The following is a 23,111-nucleotide window of genomic DNA, read 5'->3' as shown; positions in this document are numbered from 1 at the left end:
GGAGCGGCCAAGGCCGCTCCTGCGGGCGTGGGCTTACATCACGTCCCACGCATAGCCGCCGCGCTCCAGCACCGAGGCGGCCAGGGTTTCGATGATCTCGTCCTCGTTGCGTTCCAGACCACGGATGTTGCGGGCCATGCGACGGCGCGCCTGGCGGGCGAACAGGCGGGCGATCCGGACCGCATCATCCGCCGCCGGGTGCTTGGCCTGGAGCAGGCTTTCCACGCGTGACAGAACGCACAGGCCGACGAACAGGTCGATGGCGACATCGGCCACGCGCTTCTGCGCATGCTGCTGGTCGGCGATCTGCTTGCCGTGCTTGCGCAGCAGGCGGTCGGAGGCCTTGGACAGCTCCACCGCGTACTTCTCGCACAGGCGCGCCAACGGCCGCAGCGCATCGTCCAGCGGTGCGCGGATGCGCCCGGTGCCGTAGCCGGTGGCCTCGCGCACGCGCCGCCCGGCGTAATCGCCGAGCACGCCGAAGCCCTTGATCGGGTCATTGAAGATGCCGCCCACCGCGCTCTGCAGCTCGGCCAGCGTCGCGCCCACGCCCTTCAGGCCATTGAGTGCCACGTACAGGCGCAGGATCTCGTTGGTGCCTTCGAAGATGGACAGGATGCGCGTGTCGCGGGTCATCTGTTCGTACGGCAGCTCGCGCATGAAACCGTTGCCGGCGGCGATCTGCAGTGCCTCGTAGCAGCAGCGCTGCACGGCTTCGCTGGCGAACACCTTGCTCATCGCCGCTTCCACCGAATAGTCGGTGCGGCCGCTGTCGATCAGGTGCGCCACCATCCACACCGTGCTTTCGGCGGCGAAGCAGTCGGCGGTCATCTGCGCGATCTTCTCGCGCACCAGCCCGAACTCGGCGATGGGCTGGCCGAACTGCCTGCGTTCGCTGGCCTGCGCACAGGCCATGCGGATCAGTGCCCGCATGCCGCCCACCGCGCCACCGCCCAGGCCGGTGCGGCCGCTGTTGAGGATGTTCATCGCCACCTTGAAGCCCTTGCCGACCGGGCCCAGCACGTTGGCCGCCGGTACGCGCACCTCGTTGAAGGCGACGGTGGTGGTGGATGAGGCACGGATGCCCATCTTGTCCTCGTGCGGGCCATGGCTGACGCCGTCCCACCCGGCCTCGACGATGAACGCGGTGACCTTGCCTTCGGGCGTGTCGGTACGCGCAAACACCGTGTAGAAATCGGCGATGCCGCCGTTGGTGATCCAGATCTTCTCGCCGCTGAGCGTCCAGGTGCCGTCGTCGTTGCGGGTGGCCTTGGTGCGGATGGCCGCCGCGTCGGAGCCGGCGCCGGATTCGGTCAGGCAGAACGCGGCGATCATCTCGCCGCTGGCCAGCTTCGGCAGGTAGCGCTGCTTCTGTTCATCGTTGCCGAACAGCAGCAGGCCCTTCATGCCGATCGAGCTGTGTGCGCCGACGGTGAGCGACACCGAGCTGTCATGGCTGCTGGTCTGGCCCAGCACGCGCGCATAGGCGCCATTGGACAGCTCCATGCCGCCGTATTCCTCGGGAATGATCAGCCCGAACAGGCCCATGTCGCGCAGGGCCTGGATGAACGCTGGCGGTTGTTCGGCATCGCGGTCGTACTGGCGCAGTTCGGCGGTCTTCTCGCCGAGGAACTGGTCGATGGCGTCGGTCATCGCGCCGAGCATCTCGCGGTCACGTTCGCGGATCTGCGGATAGGGGAACAGCGTGTCCTCGGCGATATGGCCGAAGAACAGCTGCTTGGCGATGCTTTCATCCAGGTTCGGCGATGCTGCGGTAGTCACGGAACAACTCCTTGGAAGGACAGGCAACGAACGATGGCTGGCTGAATGAACGCTCAGCTCACTGCCATAGGTTCACACATTCGCCCGGCACAATCATGGAACTCGCCGTGCCACGCCCGGTCTGTGCTTGCCACGGCCCCGCGATGGCGGGCCGGTCGTCGTCCCGCGGATTCACCCCCTTGATGGAGATGCATGCGTTATCAGGCCTCGCCCGAGCCGTTGTGGAACCGCGTTGCGGCGGTCGCGGTTGCGTTGGCTTTCCTCTCCACGCTGGCGCGGCTGTTGCTGCAGATGCCCGAAGCCACCCCGGTACGGCGCGAGACGCGGATTCAGCTGCGCTGGCTGGCCGCGGAAGGGACCTTGCCCGCGCCGCTGATCGTGGCCCCCGTGCCTGCACGGAGCGCCGCGCCGGTCGTGGTTGCCCGCACCGGGCCGGCCGAGCGGCCGGTCGCGGTGACCGCGCCGGCTACGCCCACCCCTGCGCCCGTCGCGACCGCGGCCATCCCGGCCACCACCTGGTCGCAGCGGCTGTATGGAAAGGACGGTACGCTGGCCGTGCCGGAGGCGTCGACGGCCCGGCAGAAGAGTGCGACCGAGCAGGTGTTCGAACACCGCGACGCGCTGGCCAGCGGCGTGGGCGAGCGGCCGCTGGAAGGGGTGGTGGCGAAGATGTTCGAGGACAGCAAGAAGCCTGGTGAGTCCCCGTATGCGATGGCCGCGCGCGTGGTGCATGGGCGCGACGTGCAGCCGGCGCAGGCCCGTCGCCCGCCGCCGGTGGCCTTCAACCCCAACCTGCATGAGCAGAAGGCGGACCTGGGTAGCGAAGCCACCGGCGACGCCTACAAGGCAGCGCCGATCCGGCTCGAGAAGGCGCCCGACCTGAAGGGCGAAGCGAGTCGTCGCATCCGCGTCGCGGTGGGTGATCTGGAACGGCGCTACCCGCGCTGCAGTGCAGAGCAGCGCACGCGCTGGATGGCGCCTGTGCTGGCGCACCTGGATGCGCTGCAGCGGGTGGAGTACCGCTTCAGCAACGGTGCCGATCCGGTGGAGGCCGAACACAGCCTGCCGAGCGCCGCCGACAGCGCCTATGACATGGCAAGGCGTGCGCTCTGGGACGCCGAGCGGCGGATGAAGACCTGCAGCTGAGTCGTCCCTGTCGCCTGCAGCGGCTGCGGAAGGGCAAGGGTGGGCAAGGCGCGGACATGCCGAACACATGTCCACGGCCGCGCGCCGTCCCTGCTGCGCTGCACACGGGTCATTGCCAGGACAACCCGGCGCCATTATCGGACAGGTTTCATAACCAATTGTTTTTCCGTGATTTTCAGGGCAATCGTGTGCCTAGAATCGGGGTTCTTCCAACCCAGGGACCACGATGAAGTCGATCACCGTTCTCGCCTGTGCATTGGCACTGGCTTCCACGTTTGGCTGTCAGGCAAAGACGGAACCATCGCCCGCGGCGACGCAGGTCGGCGTCACGCCCGGGCATAGCCATGCATTGCCACGGCATGCGCTGGTCGGTTACCTGCACAACTTCGACAACGGCCAGGGCGTGTTGCCGGTCTCGCAGGTCGATGACAGCTGGGACGTGATCGTGCTTGCCTTCGCCGACGACATGGGCGAAGGCAAGGTGGCGTTCAACCCCGACCCGGCGCTGGACCGCGCGCAACTCATCGCCGACATCGCCGCCAAGCGCGCCCGTGGACGCATCGTGGTGCTGTCCTTCGGTGGGGAGCTGGGCACGGTGACCTTGAACACGCAGCGCGATGAGGACAACTTCGTGCGCACCACCGCCGAGGCCATCAACACCTTCGGGCTGGATGGCATCGACATCGACCTGGAGAAGATCGCTGGCGTCACGCATGACGCGCCGGTGGTGCCGCACCTGATCTCGGCGGTGAAGCGCCTGCACGACATGTACCCCAACCTGTACGTGTCGATGGCGCCGGAACACCCGTACGTGCAGGGGGGCTTCGTCTCGATGGAAGGTATCTGGGGCGCCTACCTGCCCTTGATCGACGGCCTGCGCGCCGAGCTGGACCTGCTGCACGTGCAGCTCTACAACAACGGCGGCCTGCCCACGCCCTATCGCGCCGAGAAGTACCCCGGTGGCAGCGTGGACATGATGGTGGGCTCGGCGAAGATGCTGATCGAGGGCTTCCCGCTGGCCGGCGGCAAGGGCCGCTTCGAAGGCCTGCGCGCGGACCAGGTGGCATTGGCGTTGCCATCGGGGCTGCGTGCGGCAGGCAATGGCTACGCGACGCCGGCCGATATCAACCGTGCCTTCGATTGCCTGACCACCGCATCCAACTGCGATGAAGTCACCCCGGCGCAGCCGCATCCGACGTTCCGTGGCGTGATGACCTGGTCGATCAACTGGGACGTCACCGACAACCGTGCGTTCTCCGCACCCGTAGGCGCACACCTGCGCGCGGCCAGCACGCGCTGACATCCCCGGTAGGCGCGGCCGATACCCCGGCCGATACCCCGGCCGGCGCAGGCGGTCGGGGGGCCGCTGGCTTCGCGGCCGAGGCCGCGCCTACGGCTTGCTGCAGGTCGTGGCGGACTGCGCCGTCCCTTTCGCGCAGCGAAGGGGAGGGTGGGGGAGGGGTGGTTCCCGGCGTGTGCTGGCTTTGCGGTCGCGGCTGTTCCTACCCGGATGCGGGCCACTGGAAGTGCACGAGGGTGACGGTCTCGTCCTGCTCGAAGCCGGGATACAGCTGCTGCATCACGGCCAGCAGCCCTGGGGGCGTGCGGCAGGCCGGGTCGTGCTCATCGGCCAGGTCGGCCGCGGTCAGGGTGTCGAAGCGGCGCAGTTCGGTCCGCAGTTCCAGCGGGGCGGACAGCTGCCCCGGCGCATATTCGATGCAGGCCCGGGGCACGCCATGCCAGCGCTGGCCACGCCGTACGCTGGTATTGCGACCGGTATGGAACAGCGGGGTGGCGAAGCCCAGCAGGGGGACGGCGTCGGGCATGGTGGCAGGCCGGAAGGCGGCCATTCATTCTGCCGCACTTTTCATCACCTGCCGTTCAAACGCGCGGGCCCAGCATCATCGCCCCTTCCCATGATGTGGTTCCGGCATGTCACGCGCGGCCGCGGTTGCGATGGTGTTGCTGTTGTGCGGGCTGTGTGCGCCGTTGCAGGCGCGCACCGTCTACCGCTGCGTGCAGAAGGGCACGGTCAGCCTGGCCACCGCGCCGGAACCGGGATCGCGCTGCACGGCGATGACGGTGGACGACAACGCCGTGCAGGCGCCGAACCTGTGGGGCAACTTCGGGGTGTTCAGTGGCACCTTGTACGAGCGCGAGCAGGATGGCCGGAAGGTGTACTCCACCCGCAACCTGCCCGGTTCGACGCCCTACCTGCGTTTCACCGTGGCCACCCCGCCGGGCGAACCGGCGCACGCCGGCCTGGGACGCGTGGGCACGCCGCAGCTGGACCGGCATGCACGGCAGTTCCGTGCCGCCGCCAAGGCCACCGGCGTGGATGATGCGTGGCTGCGCGCGGTGGCACACGCCGAGAGTGCGTTCGACGAGAAGGCCATTTCGCCCAAGGGCGCGCAGGGCGTGATGCAGCTGATGCCGGAGACCGCGTCGGAGTATGGGGTGACCGATCCGTTGTCGCCGGCGCAGTCCATCAACGGTGGCGCACGTTACATGCAGTCGTTGCTGCGTCGCTACAACGGTGACCGTACCCTCGCGGCGGCGGCATACAACGCCGGCATCGGCGTGGTCACGCGTTATGGCGGCGTGCCGCCGTACGCGGAAACGCGACAGTACGTGGACAAGGTGCTGGCGCTGTATAGCGCCTACCGGCAGGCGATGGGCAATGGCCCGGAGCGTCCCGCGCAGTAGCGGCCGGGCGTGATGGGCTCAAGCGGGTTGTGGCAGCTGCAGCTGCTGCCAGCCCACGTGGTGCATCAGTTCACGCACCACCACCAGCGCGGCGATGAAGCGCGGTTGCGCAGGCAAACCGGCACGATGTGCGGGCAAGCCAGCGCCCACGTCGGCCAGCAGGTTGAAGGCGCGTTCCACCGCGTCGATGTGCCAACGCGTGCGTGCTTCATCACCAAGTAGGGGTGGCAACGCAGCCAGGCCGTCATCGGCCACCCACAGGACCTCCACGGGGTGCGCGCGCAGTGCGGCGACATGTGGCATCAGTGCGTCCTCGGTGGTGGCGATGGCCCGTTCGATCGCTGCCTCGCCCGGGGGAAAGCGCGCCAGCCCGTCGGCCAGCAAGCGGTCCAGCGACAGCGCCAGGGCGATGGCCTCGCCATGCGCCGGTTGCAGCGTGATGGGCGTGGCGTGCAGGTACAGGTGAGTGGTCATGGTGGGCTCCGGGGTCCGGGACCGATGGCAGGTTCCGCCCCGGTCGATCAGCGTCTATCGTGCCGGCTCGGCAATCATTTGGGTGTACATGGATCGCAAGCATTGGATTACGGCCGTCGTCGTCGTTACCGGAGCTGCCCTGGCGGCAAGTTTCCTGTGGGTACCGACGCCGAAAGGCCCGGTGGGCCCGGCGCCCACGCCGCTGGGCTGGCAGGCCCGCATCGACCTGCTGGGCGGTGACGGCGTTGCCGGCAATGCGGCAGGCAGTGCCGCGCAGGTGCGCTTCAGCGACCCGTGGGGCGTGGCCCTCGGTGGCACGGTGCTGTTCGTGGCCGATGCCGGCGACAACAACCGGATCCTCTACCGCGACCTGTTGGGCGGGGCCTTCACGCTGCTGGCCGGTGGCCGCGAAGGCTTTGCCGACGGACAGGGTGCGGCGGCGGCGTTCAACACGCCGTCCGGCATCGCGCTGGACCGCCACGGTAACCTCTACGTGGCCGATACCGGCAACCATGCCATCCGCAGGATCACCCCGCAGGGGCAGGTGAGCACCGTGGCGGGCGACGGTACGCCGGGCTTCGCCGACGGTGCGGGCGCGCAGGCGCGCTTCAACGGGCCGATGGGCGTGAGCGTGGGGCCGGATGACCGCATCTACGTGGCCGATACCTGGAACGACCGCATCCGCGTGATCACGCCCGATGGACAGGTTGCAACCCTGGCCGGCGGCGAGCGCCCGGGGTGGGAGGACGGCGCCGGTGCGGTGGCGCGGTTCGACACGCCCACCGACCTGAAGCTCGACGCGCACGGCAACCTGTGGGTCGCCGACCTGCAGAACAATGCGCTGCGCGTGATCAGCCCCGAGGGCACGGTCAGCACGCGCGTGGGCATGCGCGACGGGGAGCGTGTGTTGTGGGGACCAATGGCGCTGGCGGTGACGCACGACGGGGTGGTCTATGTCAGCGAGCGGTTGAGCGGTCGGGTGGTGCAGGTCTCGCCGCACGGCCACATCGTGGCGGTGGCGGGCAATGACGCGCAGCGCTTCGCGCGACCGGCCGGCCTGGCGTTGGCCCCGGACGGCAGCCTGTTGATGGCCGATGCCGATGCCTACCGTGTCCATCGCCTGGCACCGGCAGCCGGTGGCCTGCAGGCGTCGCCGCCCGTGCTGGGGCCTTCACCGGACAACCCGTTGCCGGCCAACCAGCGGCGGTGGCCGCTGGCACCGCAACTGGGCTGGCATGAAGTGACCGGGACACTGGGCGAGGTGCGTGGCAACTTCAGCGGCGAGAGCCGCCATCACCTGCACAGCGGTTTCGACGTGCGTGGCGATGTCGGCCAGACCGTGCTGGCGATTGCGCCCGGGAAGGTCAGCAGTCCCGCGTCGACCTGGTCACTGGGCGGCCAGGCCGAAGGGTTCTCGCTGGACAAGCTGGACTACATCCACATGAAGGTGGGGCGTGATGCCGGCAACCGCCCGCTGGACGCCGCGCGTTTCCAGCTGCTCGATGACGAGAGCGGCCGCCTCGATCGCGTACGCGTGCGCCGCGGCACCCGCTTCCAGCCGGGTGACGCCCTGGGGAGCATCAACAACCAGGCGCACGTGCACCTGGCGGTGGGACCGTCCGGCTACGAGCGCAACGCGGTGCGTCTGGGATTCGCCAACTACGCCGATCACGTCGCGCCGAAGATCGACGACATCGCGTTGCTCGATGCCAATGACCAGCGCCTGGTGACGAAGGTCGATGGCCGCCTGCGGGTACCCCGCGATGACAGCGGCCTGCAACTGGTGGTGGAGGCGTGGGACCAGGTCGACGACAACCTGCCGCGCCGCCGTCTTGGCCTGTACACGCTGGGCTACCAGATCCTGGACAGCAACGGTCGCGCATTGCCCGGCTATGAGCAGCCACGGATGAACATCCTCTTCAACCGCATGCCGCCGCAACGCGAGGCGGTAAAGGTGGCCTATGCCGCCGACAGCGGCATCACCGTGCATGGCAGCAGCAGCACGCGTTTCCGCTACGTGCTGACCAACACCGTGCGTGACGGCCTGTTGGCCACTGGCCTGCTGCAACCTGCGGAACTGCTGCCGGGGAACTACACGATCCGCATCACGGCGAAGGATTACAGCGGGAACGCGGCGATGGCGGGAACCGAGCTTCCGATAAGGGTCCAGTGACGGCGATCCTCCGGTAGGTACATCGTGTCGTTCGGTAACAAAAAAGCCCCGGCAGATGCCGGGGCTTTTGTTCACCTGCAATCGACGGGCGATTGCCTTGCTGTTGCCTTCCTTCGATCAGAAATCGTAGGAAGCGGTCAGGCGGACCGAACGCGGTGCGGTGTAGTACGTGCCCATGCCGTAGGTTTCCGAGATCTTCTTCGGGCCCACTTCGTAGACGGCATCGCTCTGCACCGGCTTCAGTTCGTTGAACACGTTGAACACGTTCAGGCCGAAGGCCAGCTTGTGGTCAGCGAACGACGGACGGTACTGGACGCCCAGGTCCAGACGCTTGGTCCACGGCTGGCGACCTGCATCACCCGGACGCGAGGGCTTGCCACCGCAATAGTGATACGCCGCCTCGTAGCCCATCGGATCGCTGATGTCGGTGCCGTAGTAGCCCAGGCAGCTCTTGGGCATGCCGGAGGCGACACTCAGCGTTGCCGAAGCGGTCCACTCATCGTTGAACTGATAGGCGGCAAAGCCCTTCAGCTGGTGGCGACGGTCGTTGGCCAGGTAGCCACCGGCGTACTCCATCAGGTACGAACCGTCCCAGTCCTGGGTCTTGGACACGTCATCCTGGCCGATGTCCGACTTGACCTGACCTTCGGTGTTGCCGAAGTTGCGCGACCAGGTGTAGTCCAGGCGACCGTACCACTTGTCGCTCATCGGATGCTCCAGGAACAGGTCGATGGCGACGTAATCGCGCTTGGCCTTGTTGTTGCCGAAGCCCCAGTCACTGCCGCTCATCTGCATCCGGGTGTAACCGGATCCATCGACGTTGGCCAGCATGAAGGTGTTGGTTTCGCCGGGGTTGAAGATCAGGCAGCCCGGGATGGTTACCGAAGCCGGGTCCACGCCCATGGCGGTCAACTTGTCGGCCATGCGGTCCGGATCGCAGACATCGTCGATGCCGGCCTGCAGGCGACGGTAGGTGACCTTCGCACCGGAGTTCCAGGACTGTCCCAGGGTCTTTTCGAAGCCGAGGATCATTTCGTCCTGGTACTGCGACTTCAGGTCGGTCGGGGCCACCGAGTACGGATCCGGGGCCACGCCGTACTCATTGTTGGAAGACACCGGGCCCGGGCCCAGTGCGGTCAGGCCGGTCGGGTTGCCGTCGGCGTCGATGCCGGTGTACGTGAAGTACTCGCGGGTATAGGTCGAGGCCGACGCACCACGGATGGCGACGCTGTTGGGCAATGCCAGGTAGTAGCGGCCCAGGTTGGCAAACACCTTCAGCGAGGAATCACCGAACACGTCCCAGCTGGCGCCAATACGCGGAGCCCACTGGTCACCGCTTTCCACGTACGGGACGGCGGCGCTGTTGAAGTTGGTGAACTTGTCGTTGCGCAGGCCCAGCGTGACCAGCCAGTTCGGGGTGATCTGCCAGCGGTCTTCCAGGTAGTAGGCCTTCTGCTCAACGCTCATGCTGGTGGTGGTGGAGAAGATGTACTTCTGCACCATGTAGCCCTCGCCGCCGGGCGGGGTGATGTTGAACTTGCTGTTGGGCGACTCGTTCGGGTCAAGCTGCGAGTAGATCCATGCATAGCCCGGGCCGGTCATCGACTGGCCTTCGTTGTAGGCGTTGTAATACATGTTGTCGATACCGGCAGTCAGCTCGTGGTTGCCGATGCGGTATTCAAGGTCCACGCGCAGGCCGCGGGTCTTGCTGCCGGCATCGCTGGCCTTGCCGGCGTTGGTCGCCTGCGAGTTGCGGATCGGCGTGCCACCGGTGATGTTAGGATCCTGGTAGGCCGAGCCGCTGATGTACGGGAGCGGGGAGTCGCTCGGGTTTGATGCCAGGTTGTCCTGCTTGCTGCGGCCGTAGGTGGCGCTCAGCGTCAGGTCATCGGTCAGGTAGCCGGTGTACTTGAAGATGTCGTAGCTGTCTTTGATCTTCGTGGTGTTCGGATACACGCCGGTGCGACCGCCGCCGCTCAGATCGTCATAGTCGAACGCGGTGTAGTAACCGGCCTGGCGGTCGGTGTTCTGGATGCGGGTGTATTCCAGGGTGTGGTCGTCGGTGATGTTCCAGTCGACCTTGCCGTAGAACTTCGGCGAGCTGTAGCTGTAGTGGTTGCGCGCCTGCTGCGCCGCCTCGATGCTGTTGGTGGACACGCCGTCGGTCTTGTCGGCTTCACCGGCCAGGTGTACGAACAGACGGTCCTGGATCAGCGGGCCGTTGACATAACCGCTGTAGGTGGTCTGGGTCTTGCCGTCACCGTTGCGATAACGATAGATCGAGCCGTCGCGGGGATACCAGACATCGCGCGGCGAAGCGGCGAGGCTGTCGGGCGACCAGGTAGCCTGCACGCCGAAGTGCCATTCATTGGTACCACGCTCGCCGATCTGATTGATCACGCCGCCGGTGGAGCGGCCGTAGCGTGCGCTGTAGCCGCCGGTGTAGGTTTCCTGCTGATTGATCGAGCCGTACGGCAGGCTCACGCCGCCCATGTTGCTGAGCGGATTGGAGGCGTTGTAGCCGTTGATGTAGTACGCGTTCTCGGTGACGCTGGCGCCGCCGAAGGAGAGCACGGAGCGCGAGCCGTTGCTGAACTCGCCGCTGCCTGCGATGACGCCCGGGGCGAGCATGGCGATGGCTTCGGCGCTGCGGCCCAGCGGCAGCACTGCAAGCTGCTCGGAGGTCACCACCGACTTGGAGACGGTGTTGCTCACGTCGATCTTCGGCATGTTGGCCGCGGTGACGGTCACGGCGTCCAGGTTGGTGGCATCGCCACCGCCGAAGGACACTTCGGTGCCGGCGCCGACGCGCAGCTGCACGTTCTCGCGCTTGTCGACCACCTGGCCATCACGCTGCAGGGTGATCGAGTAGTTGCCCACCGGCAGCGAGCCGAGGTTGTAGCGACCATTGGCATCGACCGTCACCGAGCGCTTCAGGCCGGAATCGTTCTGCACCGTGATGGTTGCACCGGCGGCCTGCGGGGCGTTGCCGTACAACGAACCCGTGGTGCTCTGGGCGGCAGCGGCACCGATGACCGAAGTCAGAATCACCGCGAGCGCGGTGCGCTTCAGGCGGATTGCTTGCTTAGCACTGCTCATCTAAATCCCTTGCATTGGTAGAGAGTGGTTTCATTCGCTAGCTGTTTCTGGTGAAACTACCGTTACAGCTGAACGAAATCTTAATTTCTTTTTGAAGCGTTTTGCAATATCAGCTGAAACTAAATTTAACGCATTGATTTACAAGTAAATTAAAGGTTTGCTGAAAGCTGAATGGGTGCATGAGGGGCGCGGGAGGGTGTTCCCAAGTGCCGTCGGTTTACGAAAAACAAAGACCCCGGCCGAAGCCGGGGTCTTTTGTTGCTGAGGATCGCGGTGTCTGCGATCAGAAGTCGTACGTTGCCGCGAAGCGCAGAAAACGAGGTGTCTGCCGTGCCTGCGGGAGCAGGTAGGTGTTGGACACCGTATACGGGCCGGTCTCGGAGGTCACATCCACCTGCAACGGCCTGCCTTCGTTGAGCACGTTGAAGACCTGCAGGCTGAAGCCGAGCTTGCCATCGAGGAACGCTGCCGGTCGATAGCTGACGCTCAGGTCGATGCTGCGGGTCCACGGCGTGCGCTGCGAGCCGGGCTTGGCGATGGAGCCAAAGCAGGTGTGATACGCGGCGTCGTAGCCGATCGGATCGGCATCGGAGGAGCCTTCGTCGATGCTGCCATCGGGGTTGTAGTAGCCCAGGCAGCTGATCGGCGTGCCCGATTGCACGCGGATGTTGCCGCCCACCGACCATTCCGGGGTGATGGCGTAGCTGCCATACAGCTTCAGCTGGTGGCGGCGGTCATTGGCGAGATAGCCGTTGGCGAACTGCATCATCTGCCATGCATCCCAGTCCTGCGTCTTGGAGATGTTGGTCTGACCGAACTCCGACTTCACCTGGCCTTCGTTGTTGCCCTCACTCTTGGAATAGGTGTACGAGACGCGGCCTTCCCAGGTTCCATCGAACGGGTGTTCGGCGTACACGTCGATGGCCTTGTAGGTGCGCTTCAAGCCATCCTTGAAGCCCCAGTCGCTGGAGGACATGCGGAAATCGGTACGGCCGCCGACATGGTTCCCGGCGGCGTCGACATTGGCCAGGCTGAAGGTGTTGGTGCCGCCCGGATTGAACATGTAGCAGGAGGCAATCTCGACGTGCTGGCCGTTGCCGGTGGAAGCAATGTACTTGCCTTCCTTGGTCCCGACCTGGGTCAGCCCGTTCACCTCCATGAAGGTATACGGATCGCAGACGTCATCGATCGAGGACTTCAGGTCACGGTAGGTCAGCTTCGCTCCGACCACCCACTTCTCGCTGAGCTGCTTGTCAAAGCCAAGGATGAACTCATCCTGGTACATGTTCTTGAGATCGGAAGGCGCGAAGGAGAGAACGTCCACCGCGGTGCCGTATTCGCCGTTCGAAGAGACCGCGCCCGGAGGCGGTGCGCCGTTGACACCCCCGACTGGGGTGAGACCGGTCGGAGCACCGTTTGCATCAATGCCGGTGTAAGTGAAGTATTCACTGGTGAAGGTCGAGGCGGAGGCGCCACGGATGGCCACGTTGTTGGGCATGGCCAGGTAGTAGCGGCCGGCGTTGCCGAACACCTTCAAGGAAGCATCGCCCATCACGTCCCAGCTGAAGCCCAGGCGCGGCGCCCACTGGTCCTTGGAGGACATGTAGGTGGCGCCGGAGTTGTTCTTGTTGGTGAACTCGTCATTGCGCAGGCCAAGGGTCAACAGCAGGCTGTCAGTGACCTGCCAGCGGTCCTCCAGGTACCAGGCCTTCTGGTCCAGCGACATGCTGGTGTTGGTGAAGTAGTCGCGTTTGGTGACGTAGTAGCCGGCACCACCAGGGGCGCCCACGCCCAGGGCCGCGTTGATATTGCTCGCGGGGTTGGAGGCACGCTGGTAGAGCCAGTAGTCCGATTCCTGCGACGTACCTTCGTTGTCGGCCTCGAACTTGATGTTGTCCATGCCCAGGCTCAGCGTGTGGTCTCCGACCACCCATTCAAGGTCGGCACGCAGGCCGTGGGTATCATTCACGCCATCGCGCCCCTGGTAGCCTGCCAGCCGGCTACGGATAGGCGAGTTACCGTTGAGGGCGGGGTTCTGCAATGTCGGATTGGCGATGTGCGGTACACCCGGCAGCAGGTAAGGGGTGTCGCGAGCAGTGAAGCGGCTCTTGCCATAGGTGGCGCTGAGGGTCAGGGTGTCGGTCAGATAGCCGGTGTACTTAAAGATGCGATAGTCGCTGTCGCGCTCCTGCTCGGTCGGCGTCACCGCCAGACGATCACCGATGGCACCTGTCTCGATGTCATATTCACGGTAATAGCCGCTGTAGTCCTTCTTCTCCTTCATCCACGTTGCTTCAAGCAGGTGGTCGTCGGTGATGTTCCAGTCGATCTTGCCGTAGATCTTGGGGTTGTCCGTATCGGCATAGGTACGGCGGGCCGATCCCAGCGAAGACGAGTTGGTGTCCTGCTTGGTCTTCTGCGCTTCACCGGCGACAAAGAAGAACAGGCGATCCTGCAGGATCGGGCCGCCAACATAGGCGCTGTAGGTGGTGACGTCGGTCTTCTCGCCCTTGCCGCGGGAGTACAGCGTGCCTGCGGCATCCGGATCTTCATAGTCGTAGCCTGCCGGCAGGTTCTGGTCTGGCAGGTAGAGGTCGCGGTAGTCCTCACGCAGTGACTTGGGATCCCAGGTCACCTGCCCACCGAACGTCCACGCGTTGGTGCCGCGCTTGCCGATCTGGTTGATCACGCCACCGGCCGAACGGCCGTACTTTGCGCTGTAGCCGCCGGTGTAGGTTTCCTGCTGCGAAATCGCGCCATAGGGCAGCGAGAAGCCGCCGAGATTCGAAACCGGCTCGCCGCTGAAGTAGCCGTTGATGTAGTAGGCGTTCTCCGATACGCCTGCGCCGCCGAAGGAGACCAGCCCGGCGAGCGCGGAATAACCGGCGGCACCTGCCACCGCGCCTGGCGCGAGCAATGCCAGTGCCTCCGCCGAGCGCTGTAGCGGAAGGCGCGCAAGCTGCTCGGTGGTGATCACGGTGCGGGTGTCGGTGGTGGTCAGGTCGATTGCCGCCGGAGCGGTGGCGGTGACCGTGATGGCTTCCAGCGTGGTTGCGCCGCCGGCAGAAGCGAATGAGCCATCCACCGAAGAACCGACGATGACCTGTACCTGGCGGGTGCCGATGACCTGGTCGCCGCGCTTGACCGTCACGGTATAGACGCCGACGGGCAGGGCATTGATGGTGTAACGACCGTTGCTGTCCGCCGCGATGGTTCGATTGAAGCCGCTGTTGTTGGCGACATGGACGGTGGTGGCCGTTCCGGCCTCGACGGGGATGCTGCCTTGGATACTGCCGGTAGTGCTCTGCGCGTATGCGCCGCCAGCGATGCACAGGCTCAGCGCAGCACTGAGGGCTGCGCGTTGGATCGTCTTGCGCTTGACCATCTGCTCTCTCCAGAAGTTGTGTTTGTTCCTGATGCGGGCCCCAAGTCGGGAACCTAAACACCCGGTGAACAGACGTTACAACCGAATCGACTCAAAATTAATACTTCGTGAATGTTTTTTAGGCAAAAAAAATAATGTCCTTTTAAATCAATATGTTGATGGTCAAGTGGGTCAAGTCATAGCGTGACCTTTGGCACGGGGGAGCATTTGCACGCGCCCAGCTGCGCGGAACCGCCTTGAGTACCCCCATGGGGAGGCTGTGCTGGCACTGAAGTCCAGCGCCCGCGGGTAGGGCCGGTGCCGCCGAGCTGGGATGCCATCCACGCCTGCGTTGCAGGTGTGGAATCCCGGCCAGATCGAAGGCCGAGGGGCGATGTCATCCTGGCTGTTGGTGCTTTCCAGCCAGTCCCCCAGCTGTTGATCCGGGCGTGGTTGAAGCGTCCAGGCCATATGTCGGTGTGCTTCATGCCGGAAGCGAAACCAACGGCAAACCGGGTGAGCCCGCCCCACCGCTCCATGGTGGAAGCCAGACAAGAAGAAGCCCCAGCGCGAGGCTGGGGCTCAGGTGCGTCGCAAGCGCCGGATCGCGCGATGCCGATGCCTAGAAGTCGTAGGACGCGGTCAGGCGAACCGAGCGTGGCGTGGTGAAGTAGGTCTCCATGTCGTAGCTGTTGGAGATCGTGTAGGGATCAGACTCGTAGACCGCGTCGGATTGGATCGGCTTCAACTCGTTGAGCGCGTTGAACACATCCAGGCCGAAGGCAAGCTTGTGGTCGGCGAACGCAGGCCGGTAGATCACCCCCAGATCGATCTGCCTGGTCCAGGGCTGGCGGCCGGCATCGCCCGGCTTGGACGGAACGCCGTCGCAGTAGTGGTACGACGAGCCGTAGCCGATCGGGTCATCATGATCGGCGCCGTAATAGCCCAGGCAGTTCTTTGGCGCACCGGACATGACGCGCAGCGTCGCCGATGCGGTCCATTCGTCGTTGAACTGATAGGCACCATAGCCCTTGAGCTGGTGGCGACGATCATTGGCCAGGTAGCCGCCGGAGTACTCCATCAGCAGCGTCGAGTCCCAATCCTGGGTCTTGGAGATATCGTCCTGGCCGATATCGGATTTCACCTGGCCTTCGGTGTTGCCGAAGCTGCGTGACCAGGTGTAGTCCAGGCGCCCGTACCACTTGTTGTGCAGCGGGTGCTCGATGAACAGATCCACCGCGATATAGTCACGCCTGGCCTGATTGTTGCCGAAGCCCCAGTCGCTGGCGCTCATCTGGAATGCCGTATAGCCGGTGCCGTCGGTGTGGGTGGCCAGGAACGTATTGGTTTCGCCCGGGTTGAAGATCACGCAGCCGGGAACCTCCAACCCGGAGGTGTCCACGCCAGTCGACTGCAGTTTCGCCAGCATGCGGTCGGGGTCGCAGACATCGTCGATGGCCGCCTGCAGGCGGCGATAGGTGAACTTCGCGCCGCTGTTCCAGGATTGGCCGATGGTCTTCTCGAAGCCCAGGATCAATTCATCCTGGTACTGCGACTTCAGGTCGGTGGGGGCGACGTTGGCCGGGTCCGGCGTCTGTCCGTACTCATTGTTGGTCGACACCGGGCCGGGACCGAGCGGGGTCAGCCCGGTCGGATTGCCGTTGGCGTCGATGCCGGTGTACGTGAAGTACTCGCGGGTGAAGGTCGAGGCCGACGCGCCGCGGACCGCGACGCTGTTCGGCAAGGCCAGGTAGTAGCGGCCGAGGTTGGCGAACACCTTGAACGAGGCATCCCCGAACACGTCCCAGCTGGCGCCCAGCCGTGGTGCCCATTGGTCACCACTTTCGACGTAGGGCTGGGCGGCGCTGTTGAAGTTGGTGAACTTGTCGTTGCGGATGCCAAGGGTCAGCAGCCAGCGTGGCGTGACCTGCCAACGGTCTTCCAGGTAGTAGGCCTTCTGCTCCACCGCCATGCTGGTGGTCGTGGAGAAGATGTACTTGTAGACGTAGTAGCCGTCCCCTCCCGGCGGGCTGATGTTGAAGCCCGGGCTGGGCGACTGGCCTGGCGCGATGCGTGAGTAGTACCACGCGTAGCCCGGGCCGGTGATGGTCTGGCCTTCGTTGTGGCCGTTGTAGTACATGTTGTCGATGCCGGCGGTCAGCTGGTGGTCGCCGATGCGGTAGTCCAGGTCCACGCGCAGGCCACGGGTCTTGCTGCCGGCGTCGCGCGCCTTGGTATCGCGCGCCGCCTGGCCATTGCGGATCGGTGTTCCACCGGTGATCGCCGGATCCTGCAGGGTTACCCCGCTCAGGTAGGGGTCGTCGGATTCAAGCGGGTTGTACTGCAGGTTCTTCTGTTCACTGCGGCCCCAAACCGCGCTCAGGGTCAGGTCGTCGGTGAGGTAGCCGGTGTACTTGAAGATGTCGTACTCGTCTTCGAGCTTGGTGATGTCCGGGTACGTTCCCGTGCGCTCGCCGCCCTGCAGGCCTTCGTAGTCGAATGCGGTGTAGTAGCCGCTGCTCCGGTCATTGTTCTGGAACCGGGTGTACTCCAGCGTGTGGTTGTCGGTGATGTTCCAGTCGATCTTTCCATAGAACTTGGGTGTGCTGATGGTGTAGTTGTTGCGCGCCTGGGTGGTCGAGGCAATGCTGTTGGTGCTTGCGCCTTCACGCTTGTTCGATTCGGCCGCCAGATGGACGAACAAGCGGTCTTCGATCAATGGTCCGCTGACGTATCCGCTGTAGGTGGTGGAGCTGGAGGTGTCGTCATCGCGTGATCGGTAGAGCGTGCCGGGGCGGCTCGGGTCCACGTATTCGGAGCCGGGAGGCAGCGTATCGTTGGGATACCAGACATCGCGCGGCGAGGCCGCCAGTGACTTGGGCGACCAGGTGGTCTGGAGGCCGAAGTGCCATTCGTTGGTGCCGCGCTTGCCCAATTGGTTGAGCACACCGCCGGTGGAGCGGCCATAGCGCGAGCTGTAACCGCCGGTGTAGGTTTCCTGCTGGTCGATCGAGCCGTAGGGCAGGCTGGCGCCGCCCAGTGCGTTGTACGGATTGGAGACATTGAAGCCGTTGAGGTAGTACGCGTTCTCGCTGACGCTTGAACCGCCGAAGGACAGCACCGAGCGCGAGCCGTTGCCGAAGGCGCTGCTGCCGGCAATCACGCCGGGCGCCAGCAGGGCGATGGCTTCGGCGGTGCGTCCAAGTGGCAGCACGTCCAGTTGCTCGGAAGTAATGACGGACTTGGCCACGGAGGTGGAGACGTCAATCCTGGGCACGTTGGCGGCGGTGACCCTCACCGCGTCCAGCGTGGTGGCGCCGTCGTCGCGGAAAGAGACTTCAGTGCCGGTGCCGACCCGCAACAGGACATCCTGGCGTTGTTCGATCACGCGGCCGTTGCGCTCCAGCTTCACCGTGTACTTGCCCACCGGCAGCGTGCCGAGGTTGTAGCGGCCGTTGGCGTCCACGCTGACGGTACGCTGCAGGCCGGAAGCGTTCTGGACCGTGACGGTTGTTCCATCAGCCGCAGGTGCCTGTCCGAACAGCGCGCCGGTCGTGCTCTGGGCGAAGGCGCCGCTGATGCTCGTACCCAGTACCAATGCCAACGTGGTGCGCTTCAGTGCGTGGTTGTTGTGTTTGAAGCTCGTCATGTATATCCCCGAGAAGTTGCGCTCTGTCGTGGTGCCCTGTCGTGCGAGGCGGTGACATTGCGGTTCGCAGAGAGTGCAATGCGGCAAGGCGCGGCGTGCCACCCAACGGACCGCTTCGGATCAATGCGGGGAAGGTGCGCGTGCGTATCCCAGGAAATACAAGTGGTTGGTGTTGTTTGTCCGTACCTCCGCGTTCTTCCAAAAAACGCCTGGAATCGTGATGTTCGTGCGTTTGAAGGGGACAGTTGGACGTGGGTGCGTGCAGACGGCGCCGCGGGTATCAACGAATGGGGAGGCGGGCACAAAGGAAAGGGCCCGACGTCGGTCGAGCCCTTCGTGCACATCCATGTTGTCGTCCGTGCGTTCGCATCCAGGCCTGGGATCAGGCGCCGAGGCGTACCCGCTCGGCGTCCAGGTCATCCACCGGCCGTACCTCGATGCTGCCGTAGGCCGACCAGGGGAATTGCCGGGCGATGCGCATGGCGTCCTCGGCATCCACGGCCTCGATCAGGTTGAAGCCGGCCAGCAGTTCGCGGGTTTCGGCGAATGGTCCATCGGTCACACGCGCCTGCGTGGCGCGCGTGCGCAAGGTGCGCGCCCGTTCGACCGGTTGCAGGCGCTGGGACATCAGCAGCGTGCCCTGCGCCTGCAGCGTGTCGGCATGGCGCAGGCAGCCGCGCATCAAGGCGTCGTATTCCTCGGCCGGCAGCGCCTGGGCCAGATCGGGGTCGATGTAGATCAGCAGCAGGTATTTCATCGGGTGGGGACGGTGGGGCCGGGGCGCCCATCATCGCGCATCGCTGCTGTTGCGGTGCCGCATGAATACGTTCAGGAATTTCCATGCGCGCAATGTCGATTCCTGTCGCGCGGGTTCGTCGTAGTGGATGTGAGCCGGCATGGGGCCGGCGACGGAGACGGTGATGAAAGTGATGGTGATCGTGAAGGCCAATGCCGACACCGAGGCCGGGGTGATGCCCACCGAGGCCGAGCTGACGGCGATGGGCGCCTACAACGAGGAGCTGGTCAAGGCCGGCATCATGCTGGCCGGCGAAGGCCTGCACCCCAGTGCGCGCGGCGCGCGGGTGCGCTTCGAAGGCACGCGCCGCAGCGTCATCGATGGGCCATTCGCCGAGACCCGCGAGCTGATCGCCGGCTTCTGGCTGTGGCAGGTGCGCTCGATAGACGAAGCCGTGGAATGGCTCAAGCGTGCCCCGTTCAGCGGCGCCGATGGCAGCGCGGTGGAGGTGGAGATCCGGCCGCTGTTCGAGGCCGAGGACTTCGGCGAAGCCTTCACCCCGGAATTGCGCGCGCAGGAGCAGCGTCTGCGTGACCGCATCGAGCACAACTGACCCCGCAACGACAGGAGCACGACCATGAGATTGATTCCCTTCCTCGGTTTCAACGGCAATACCCACGAAGCGATGGCGTTCTACGCCAGGGCGCTCGGGGGCAAGGTGGTGTCGGAGATGAAGTACGGCGACATGCCACCCGGCCCCGATTCGGACATGGAGGGCTGCGGGGGCTTCACCCCGGATGCCGACCAGGTGGCGCACTGCCAGGTCGAGGCCGGGGGCGCGGTGCTGATGGCGGCCGATGGACCTGCGGCGGACGGGCAGGCCGCCACCACCATCAACGTCGACGTGGACAGCATCGAAGAGGCCGAGCGCGTGTTCGCCGCACTGGCCGATGGCGGTCAGGTGCAGATGCCGCTGGGCGAGACCTTCTGGGCGCACCGCTGGGGCATGCTGGTCGACCGCTACGGCAAGCCGTGGATGGTCAACTGCATGAAGCCGATGGACGGGGGGCAGTGAGCATGGCCACGCCACAGATGATCTTCGTCAACCTGCCGGTGCGCGACCTGGAGGCCTCCAAGGCCTTCTTCGGTGCCCTGGGCTACCACTTCAACCCGCAGTTCACCGACGAGAACGCCGCGTGCATGATCGTCAGCGACAGCATCTTCGTGATGCTGCTGGTGGAGCCATTCTTCAAGACGTTCACGCCACTTCCGGTCGGTGACGCACGTGCGCAGACGACGGTGATCACCTGCCTGTCGGCGGACAGCCGCCCGGCCGTGGATGCGCTGGTGGACAAGGCGCTGAAGGCCGGCGCCGGCGAGCCGATGCCGGCGCGCGACTACGGCTTCATGTACCAGCGTGGCTTCCAGGACCTGGACGGCCACCTGTGGGAGATCGCCTTCATGGACGGTGAACCCAACTGAGCCCAGTGGAGGAATCGCGATGAGTTACGTCGATGGTTATGTACTGCCGGTGCCGCAGGACAAGCTGGGCCAGTACCAGCGCATCGCCCGCAAGGCGGCCAAGGTATGGAAGGAGCACGGCGCGCTGGGCTACCTCGAAGCGGTGGCCGATGACGTCAAGCCGGGCAAGCACACCTCGTTCCCGCAGGCGGTCAAGCTCAAGCCCGGCGAGGTGGTGGTGTTCGCCTACGTGCTGTTCCGCTCGCGCGCGCACCGTGACCGCGTCAATGCCAAGGCCATGGCCGATCCGCGCCTGGCCGGCATGAACGCGCAGAACGTGCCGTTCGATGGCAAGCGCATGTTCTGGGGTGGCTTCAAGCCGTTCGTGAATGTGTGAGGCCCGGCGCTTGCCGGCCGCGGCGGCGGGTGCTTTGATCGCGGCCTGATGGAACATGCCGAACTCCAGCGCAGGCTCGACACGGTGTGGCGGATGGAATCGCCACGCCTGGTCGCGCGCCTTGCCCGGATGCTGGGCGACCTGGACAGCGCCGAGGAGCTGGCCCAGGACGCGCTGGTGGCCGCGCTCGAGCACTGGCCCCGGCACGGCGTGCCCGACAATCCCGCCGCGTGGTTGATGACCACCGCCCAGCGCCGCGCCATCGACCGCCTGCGACAACGGCGCCTGCACGTGCAGGCCGAACTGACGGACGAGCTGCAGGAGCCGACCATGGGGGCGGATGCGCGGGAGTACCTGGATGATTTCGGCGACGACCTGCTGCGGCTGGTGTTCGTGGCCTGCCACCCGGTACTGCCGGCCGAGGCCCGGGTCGCGCTGACCCTGCGCCTGCTGTGCGGGTTGAGCACGGCCGAGATCGCGCGCGCCTACCTGCAGCCGGAGGCCACCATCGCCCAGCGCATCGTGCGTGCTAAGCGCCTGCTGGCCGAGCGCCAGGTGCCGTTCGAGGTGCCGCGTCGCCAGGACCTGCAGCCCCGCCTGCAGTCGGTGCTGGAGGTGGTCTACCTGGTCTTCAACGAGGGCTATGCCGCCAGCAGCGGCGAGGACTGGATGCGCCCGGCGCTGTGCGAGGAGGCCTTGCGGCTCGTCCGCATACTCAACGGCCTGCTGCCATCCACGGTGGCGGTGCTGGGCTTGCTCGCATTGATGGAGCTGCAGGCCTCGCGCCTGCGTGCCCGCACCGCCGCCGACGGCGCACCGGTGCTGTTGCCGGCGCAGGACCGCAGCCGCTGGGATTGGCTGCAGATCGCGCGCGGCCTGCAGGCGCTGGACGCGGCCGAGGCGCTCGGCGGTGCCGAGGATGCCTACGTGCTGCAGGCTGGCATCGCCGCCTGCCACGCCCGCGCGCGGCGCGCCGAACAGACCGACTGGCAGCGCATTGCCGAGCTGTACACGAGGCTTGGCCAGGTGACGCCATCGCCGGTGATCGAACTCAACCGCGCCGTCGCCATTGCACAGGCTCGCGGCGCGGAGGCCGCCTGGCCGCTGGTGGAAGCCCTGTCCGGCGATGCCCGGCTGAAGGGCTATGCCCCGTTGGCGGCCGTGCGCGGGGACCTGCTGGACAAGCTGGGCCGCGCCGCGGAGGCGCGTGTCGCGTTCGAGCTGGCCGCCGAATTGAGCGGCAACGCGCGGGAACGGGAGGTCCTGCTGTCCCGGGCGGCGGCCGTGTAAAAGGGCACTGCCCCGGCCTGCCCGGCGCTGGCTACACTCCACAGGTTGTCTGACCACTGGAGGTGCAGCGTGAAGCGTGTAGTAATCAGCCTGTTGGCGATGTCGGTATCCACGGCCCTGATGGCCGCCCCGCCGAAGTTCGACGGTGGCCGCATTTCGGCCGACGTGAAGGAGCTTTCCTCCGACGCCTACGAAGGCCGTTCGCCGGCCTCGGCGGGCGAGGAAAAGACCATCGCCTACCTGAGCCGGCAGTTCGCCGACGCGGGCCTGCAGCCGGGCGGCGACCTGAAGGACGGCAAGCGCCTGTGGACCCAGGCCGTGCCCCTGCTCAAGGGCGACATCGTCGGCAAGCCGCAGCTCACGCTGACCGGCCAGGGCACGCCGCAGGCGCTGACCCAGGGCCAGGAGATCGCCGTGCGCGCCGCGATGAATGGCGACAGCCAGGTGGCCATCACCGACGCGCCGCTGGTGTTCCTGGGCTACGGCGTCAAGGCGCCGGAACGCAACTGGGACGACTTCAAGGGCGTGGACCTGAAGGGCAAGATCGCCGTGGTGCTGATCAACGACCCGGACTTCGAGACCGGCGTGGGTGATTTCGACGGCAAGGGCATGACCTACTACGGCCGCTGGACCTACAAGTACGAGGAAGGCGCGCGCCAGGGCGCGGCCGGCGTGCTGATCGTCCACGAAACCGCACCGGCGTCCTACGGCTGGGCGACGGTGGCCGGTTCCAACACCAACACCATGTTCGACGTGGTGCGCGACAAGCCCGCCGAGGCGCATCCGGCGCTGGAAGGCTGGATCCAGCGTGACCTGGCGGTGGCGATGTTCAAG

At 65.6% G+C, this 23,111-nt stretch carries 16 protein-coding genes and 1 pseudogene; 10 read left to right on the top strand and 7 right to left on the bottom strand.

What is annotated here, in order from left to right; all coding sequences use genetic code 11:
• Positions 1-33: 33 nt before the first annotated feature.
• Positions 34-1,782 (bottom strand): acyl-CoA dehydrogenase family protein, encoded by a 1,749-nt coding sequence (locus VA603_RS18250; RefSeq protein ID WP_323439677.1) that lies wholly within the window; start codon positions 1,780-1,782, stop codon positions 34-36.
• A gap of 192 nt (positions 1,783-1,974) precedes the next feature.
• Here VA603_RS18250 and VA603_RS18245 point away from each other — a divergent pair, with 192 nt between their 5' ends.
• Together VA603_RS18245 and VA603_RS18240 are read left to right on the top strand one after the other, a co-directional pair.
• Positions 1,975-2,928 (top strand): hypothetical protein, encoded by a 954-nt coding sequence (locus tag VA603_RS18245; protein WP_323439676.1) that lies wholly within the window; start codon positions 1,975-1,977, stop codon positions 2,926-2,928.
• Positions 2,929-3,154: 226 nt separating this feature from the next.
• The gene (locus VA603_RS18240; protein ID WP_323439675.1) at positions 3,155-4,228 is read left to right on the top strand and encodes a chitinase; all 1,074 of its coding nucleotides are present in this window, start codon (positions 3,155-3,157) and stop codon (positions 4,226-4,228) included.
• 202 nt (positions 4,229-4,430) lie between these two features.
• On the opposite strand, the gene VA603_RS18235 is transcribed toward VA603_RS18240, so the two are convergent.
• Positions 4,431-4,754, bottom strand: coding sequence for an ASCH domain-containing protein (locus tag VA603_RS18235; protein ID WP_323439674.1), 324 nt, complete (start codon positions 4,752-4,754; stop codon positions 4,431-4,433).
• Positions 4,755-4,860: 106 nt separating this feature from the next.
• Here VA603_RS18235 and VA603_RS18230 point away from each other — a divergent pair, with 106 nt between their 5' ends.
• The gene (locus VA603_RS18230) at positions 4,861-5,634 is read left to right on the top strand and encodes a lytic transglycosylase domain-containing protein (protein WP_132865832.1); all 774 of its coding nucleotides are present in this window, start codon (positions 4,861-4,863) and stop codon (positions 5,632-5,634) included.
• An 18-nt stretch (positions 5,635-5,652) separates the two neighbouring features.
• Here the strand turns inward: VA603_RS18230 and VA603_RS18225 are convergent, their stop codons facing one another.
• Positions 5,653-6,108 carry a hypothetical protein gene (locus VA603_RS18225; RefSeq protein WP_323439673.1) on the bottom strand — a complete coding sequence of 152 codons (456 nt, stop codon included), beginning with the start codon at positions 6,106-6,108 and terminating at the stop codon, positions 5,653-5,655.
• Positions 6,109-6,196: 88 nt separating this feature from the next.
• On the opposite strand from VA603_RS18225, the gene VA603_RS18220 reads away from it, so the two are divergent.
• Positions 6,197-8,281 carry an NHL repeat-containing protein gene (locus tag VA603_RS18220; protein ID WP_323439672.1) on the top strand — a complete coding sequence of 695 codons (2,085 nt, stop codon included), beginning with the start codon at positions 6,197-6,199 and terminating at the stop codon, positions 8,279-8,281.
• A gap of 117 nt (positions 8,282-8,398) precedes the next feature.
• Here VA603_RS18220 and VA603_RS18215 read toward each other — a convergent pair whose 3' ends face one another.
• From VA603_RS18215 to VA603_RS18200, 4 genes are all read right to left on the bottom strand, one after another.
• Entirely contained in the window at positions 8,399-11,380 is a 2,982-nt protein-coding gene (locus tag VA603_RS18215) for a TonB-dependent receptor (RefSeq protein WP_323439671.1), read from the bottom strand.
• A 283-nt stretch (positions 11,381-11,663) separates the two neighbouring features.
• Positions 11,664-14,765 carry a TonB-dependent receptor gene (locus VA603_RS18210; protein ID WP_323439670.1) on the bottom strand — a complete coding sequence of 1,034 codons (3,102 nt, stop codon included), beginning with the start codon at positions 14,763-14,765 and terminating at the stop codon, positions 11,664-11,666.
• 601 nt (positions 14,766-15,366) lie between these two features.
• Complete coding sequence (locus VA603_RS18205) at positions 15,367-18,393, bottom strand: TonB-dependent receptor (protein WP_323439669.1); 3,027 nt, start codon at positions 18,391-18,393, stop codon at positions 15,367-15,369.
• Between the two features lie 382 nt (positions 18,394-18,775).
• Positions 18,776-19,150: a YciI family protein gene (locus tag VA603_RS18200; RefSeq protein WP_132865826.1), complete on the bottom strand. Its 375-nt coding sequence runs from the start codon at positions 19,148-19,150 to the stop codon at positions 18,776-18,778.
• Between the two features lie 163 nt (positions 19,151-19,313).
• Between VA603_RS18200 and VA603_RS18195 the strand changes: the two genes are divergently transcribed.
• From VA603_RS18195 to VA603_RS18170, 6 genes and pseudogenes are all read left to right on the top strand, one after another.
• The gene (locus tag VA603_RS18195; RefSeq protein WP_323439668.1) at positions 19,314-19,742 is read left to right on the top strand and encodes a YciI family protein; all 429 of its coding nucleotides are present in this window, start codon (positions 19,314-19,316) and stop codon (positions 19,740-19,742) included.
• Between the two features lie 24 nt (positions 19,743-19,766).
• A complete protein-coding gene (locus tag VA603_RS18190; protein WP_192287794.1) occupies positions 19,767-20,204 on the top strand; it encodes a VOC family protein in 438 nt (145 codons plus the stop codon).
• Positions 20,201-20,611 (top strand): VOC family protein, encoded by a 411-nt coding sequence (locus VA603_RS18185; protein ID WP_132865823.1) that lies wholly within the window; start codon positions 20,201-20,203, stop codon positions 20,609-20,611. The genes VA603_RS18190 and VA603_RS18185 overlap by 4 nt, the downstream gene beginning before the upstream one ends.
• 19 nt (positions 20,612-20,630) lie before the next feature.
• Positions 20,631-20,987 (top strand): DUF1428 domain-containing protein, encoded by a 357-nt coding sequence (locus VA603_RS18180; protein WP_132865822.1) that lies wholly within the window; start codon positions 20,631-20,633, stop codon positions 20,985-20,987.
• Between the two features lie 48 nt (positions 20,988-21,035).
• A complete protein-coding gene (locus VA603_RS18175; RefSeq protein ID WP_323439667.1) occupies positions 21,036-22,277 on the top strand; it encodes an RNA polymerase sigma factor in 1,242 nt (413 codons plus the stop codon).
• A 69-nt stretch (positions 22,278-22,346) separates the two neighbouring features.
• A pseudogene (locus VA603_RS18170) lies at positions 22,347-23,111 on the top strand (peptidase M20); the annotation flags it as partial.

The organism is Stenotrophomonas capsici (assembly GCF_034961085.1).
Taxonomy (GTDB): domain Bacteria; phylum Pseudomonadota; class Gammaproteobacteria; order Xanthomonadales; family Xanthomonadaceae; genus Stenotrophomonas; species Stenotrophomonas capsici.
The sequence above is the reverse complement of the archived record's forward strand: the minus strand, read 5'-3'. Positions and strand labels throughout refer to the sequence as shown.

Bases quoted from the DNA above. Each gene is read 5' to 3' on its own strand.
- VA603_RS18245 (WP_323439676.1), top strand. From the start codon at position 1,975: ATGCGTTATCAGGCCTCGCCCGAGCCGTTGTGGAACCGCGTTGCGGCG.
- VA603_RS18240 (WP_323439675.1), top strand. From the start codon at position 3,155: ATGAAGTCGATCACCGTTCTCGCCTGTGCATTGGCACTGGCTTCCACG.
- VA603_RS18235 (WP_323439674.1), bottom strand. From the start codon at position 4,754: ATGCCCGACGCCGTCCCCCTGCTGGGCTTCGCCACCCCGCTGTTCCAT.
- VA603_RS18230 (WP_132865832.1), top strand. From the start codon at position 4,861: ATGTCACGCGCGGCCGCGGTTGCGATGGTGTTGCTGTTGTGCGGGCTG.
- VA603_RS18225 (WP_323439673.1), bottom strand. From the start codon at position 6,108: ATGACCACTCACCTGTACCTGCACGCCACGCCCATCACGCTGCAACCG.
- VA603_RS18220 (WP_323439672.1), top strand. From the start codon at position 6,197: ATGGATCGCAAGCATTGGATTACGGCCGTCGTCGTCGTTACCGGAGCT.
- VA603_RS18215 (WP_323439671.1), bottom strand. From the start codon at position 11,380: ATGAGCAGTGCTAAGCAAGCAATCCGCCTGAAGCGCACCGCGCTCGCG.
- VA603_RS18210 (WP_323439670.1), bottom strand. From the start codon at position 14,765: ATGGTCAAGCGCAAGACGATCCAACGCGCAGCCCTCAGTGCTGCGCTG.
- VA603_RS18205 (WP_323439669.1), bottom strand. From the start codon at position 18,393: ATGACGAGCTTCAAACACAACAACCACGCACTGAAGCGCACCACGTTG.
- VA603_RS18200 (WP_132865826.1), bottom strand. From the start codon at position 19,150: ATGAAATACCTGCTGCTGATCTACATCGACCCCGATCTGGCCCAGGCG.
- VA603_RS18195 (WP_323439668.1), top strand. From the start codon at position 19,314: ATGAAAGTGATGGTGATCGTGAAGGCCAATGCCGACACCGAGGCCGGG.
- VA603_RS18190 (WP_192287794.1), top strand. From the start codon at position 19,767: ATGAGATTGATTCCCTTCCTCGGTTTCAACGGCAATACCCACGAAGCG.
- VA603_RS18180 (WP_132865822.1), top strand. From the start codon at position 20,631: ATGAGTTACGTCGATGGTTATGTACTGCCGGTGCCGCAGGACAAGCTG.
- VA603_RS18175 (WP_323439667.1), top strand. From the start codon at position 21,036: ATGGAACATGCCGAACTCCAGCGCAGGCTCGACACGGTGTGGCGGATG.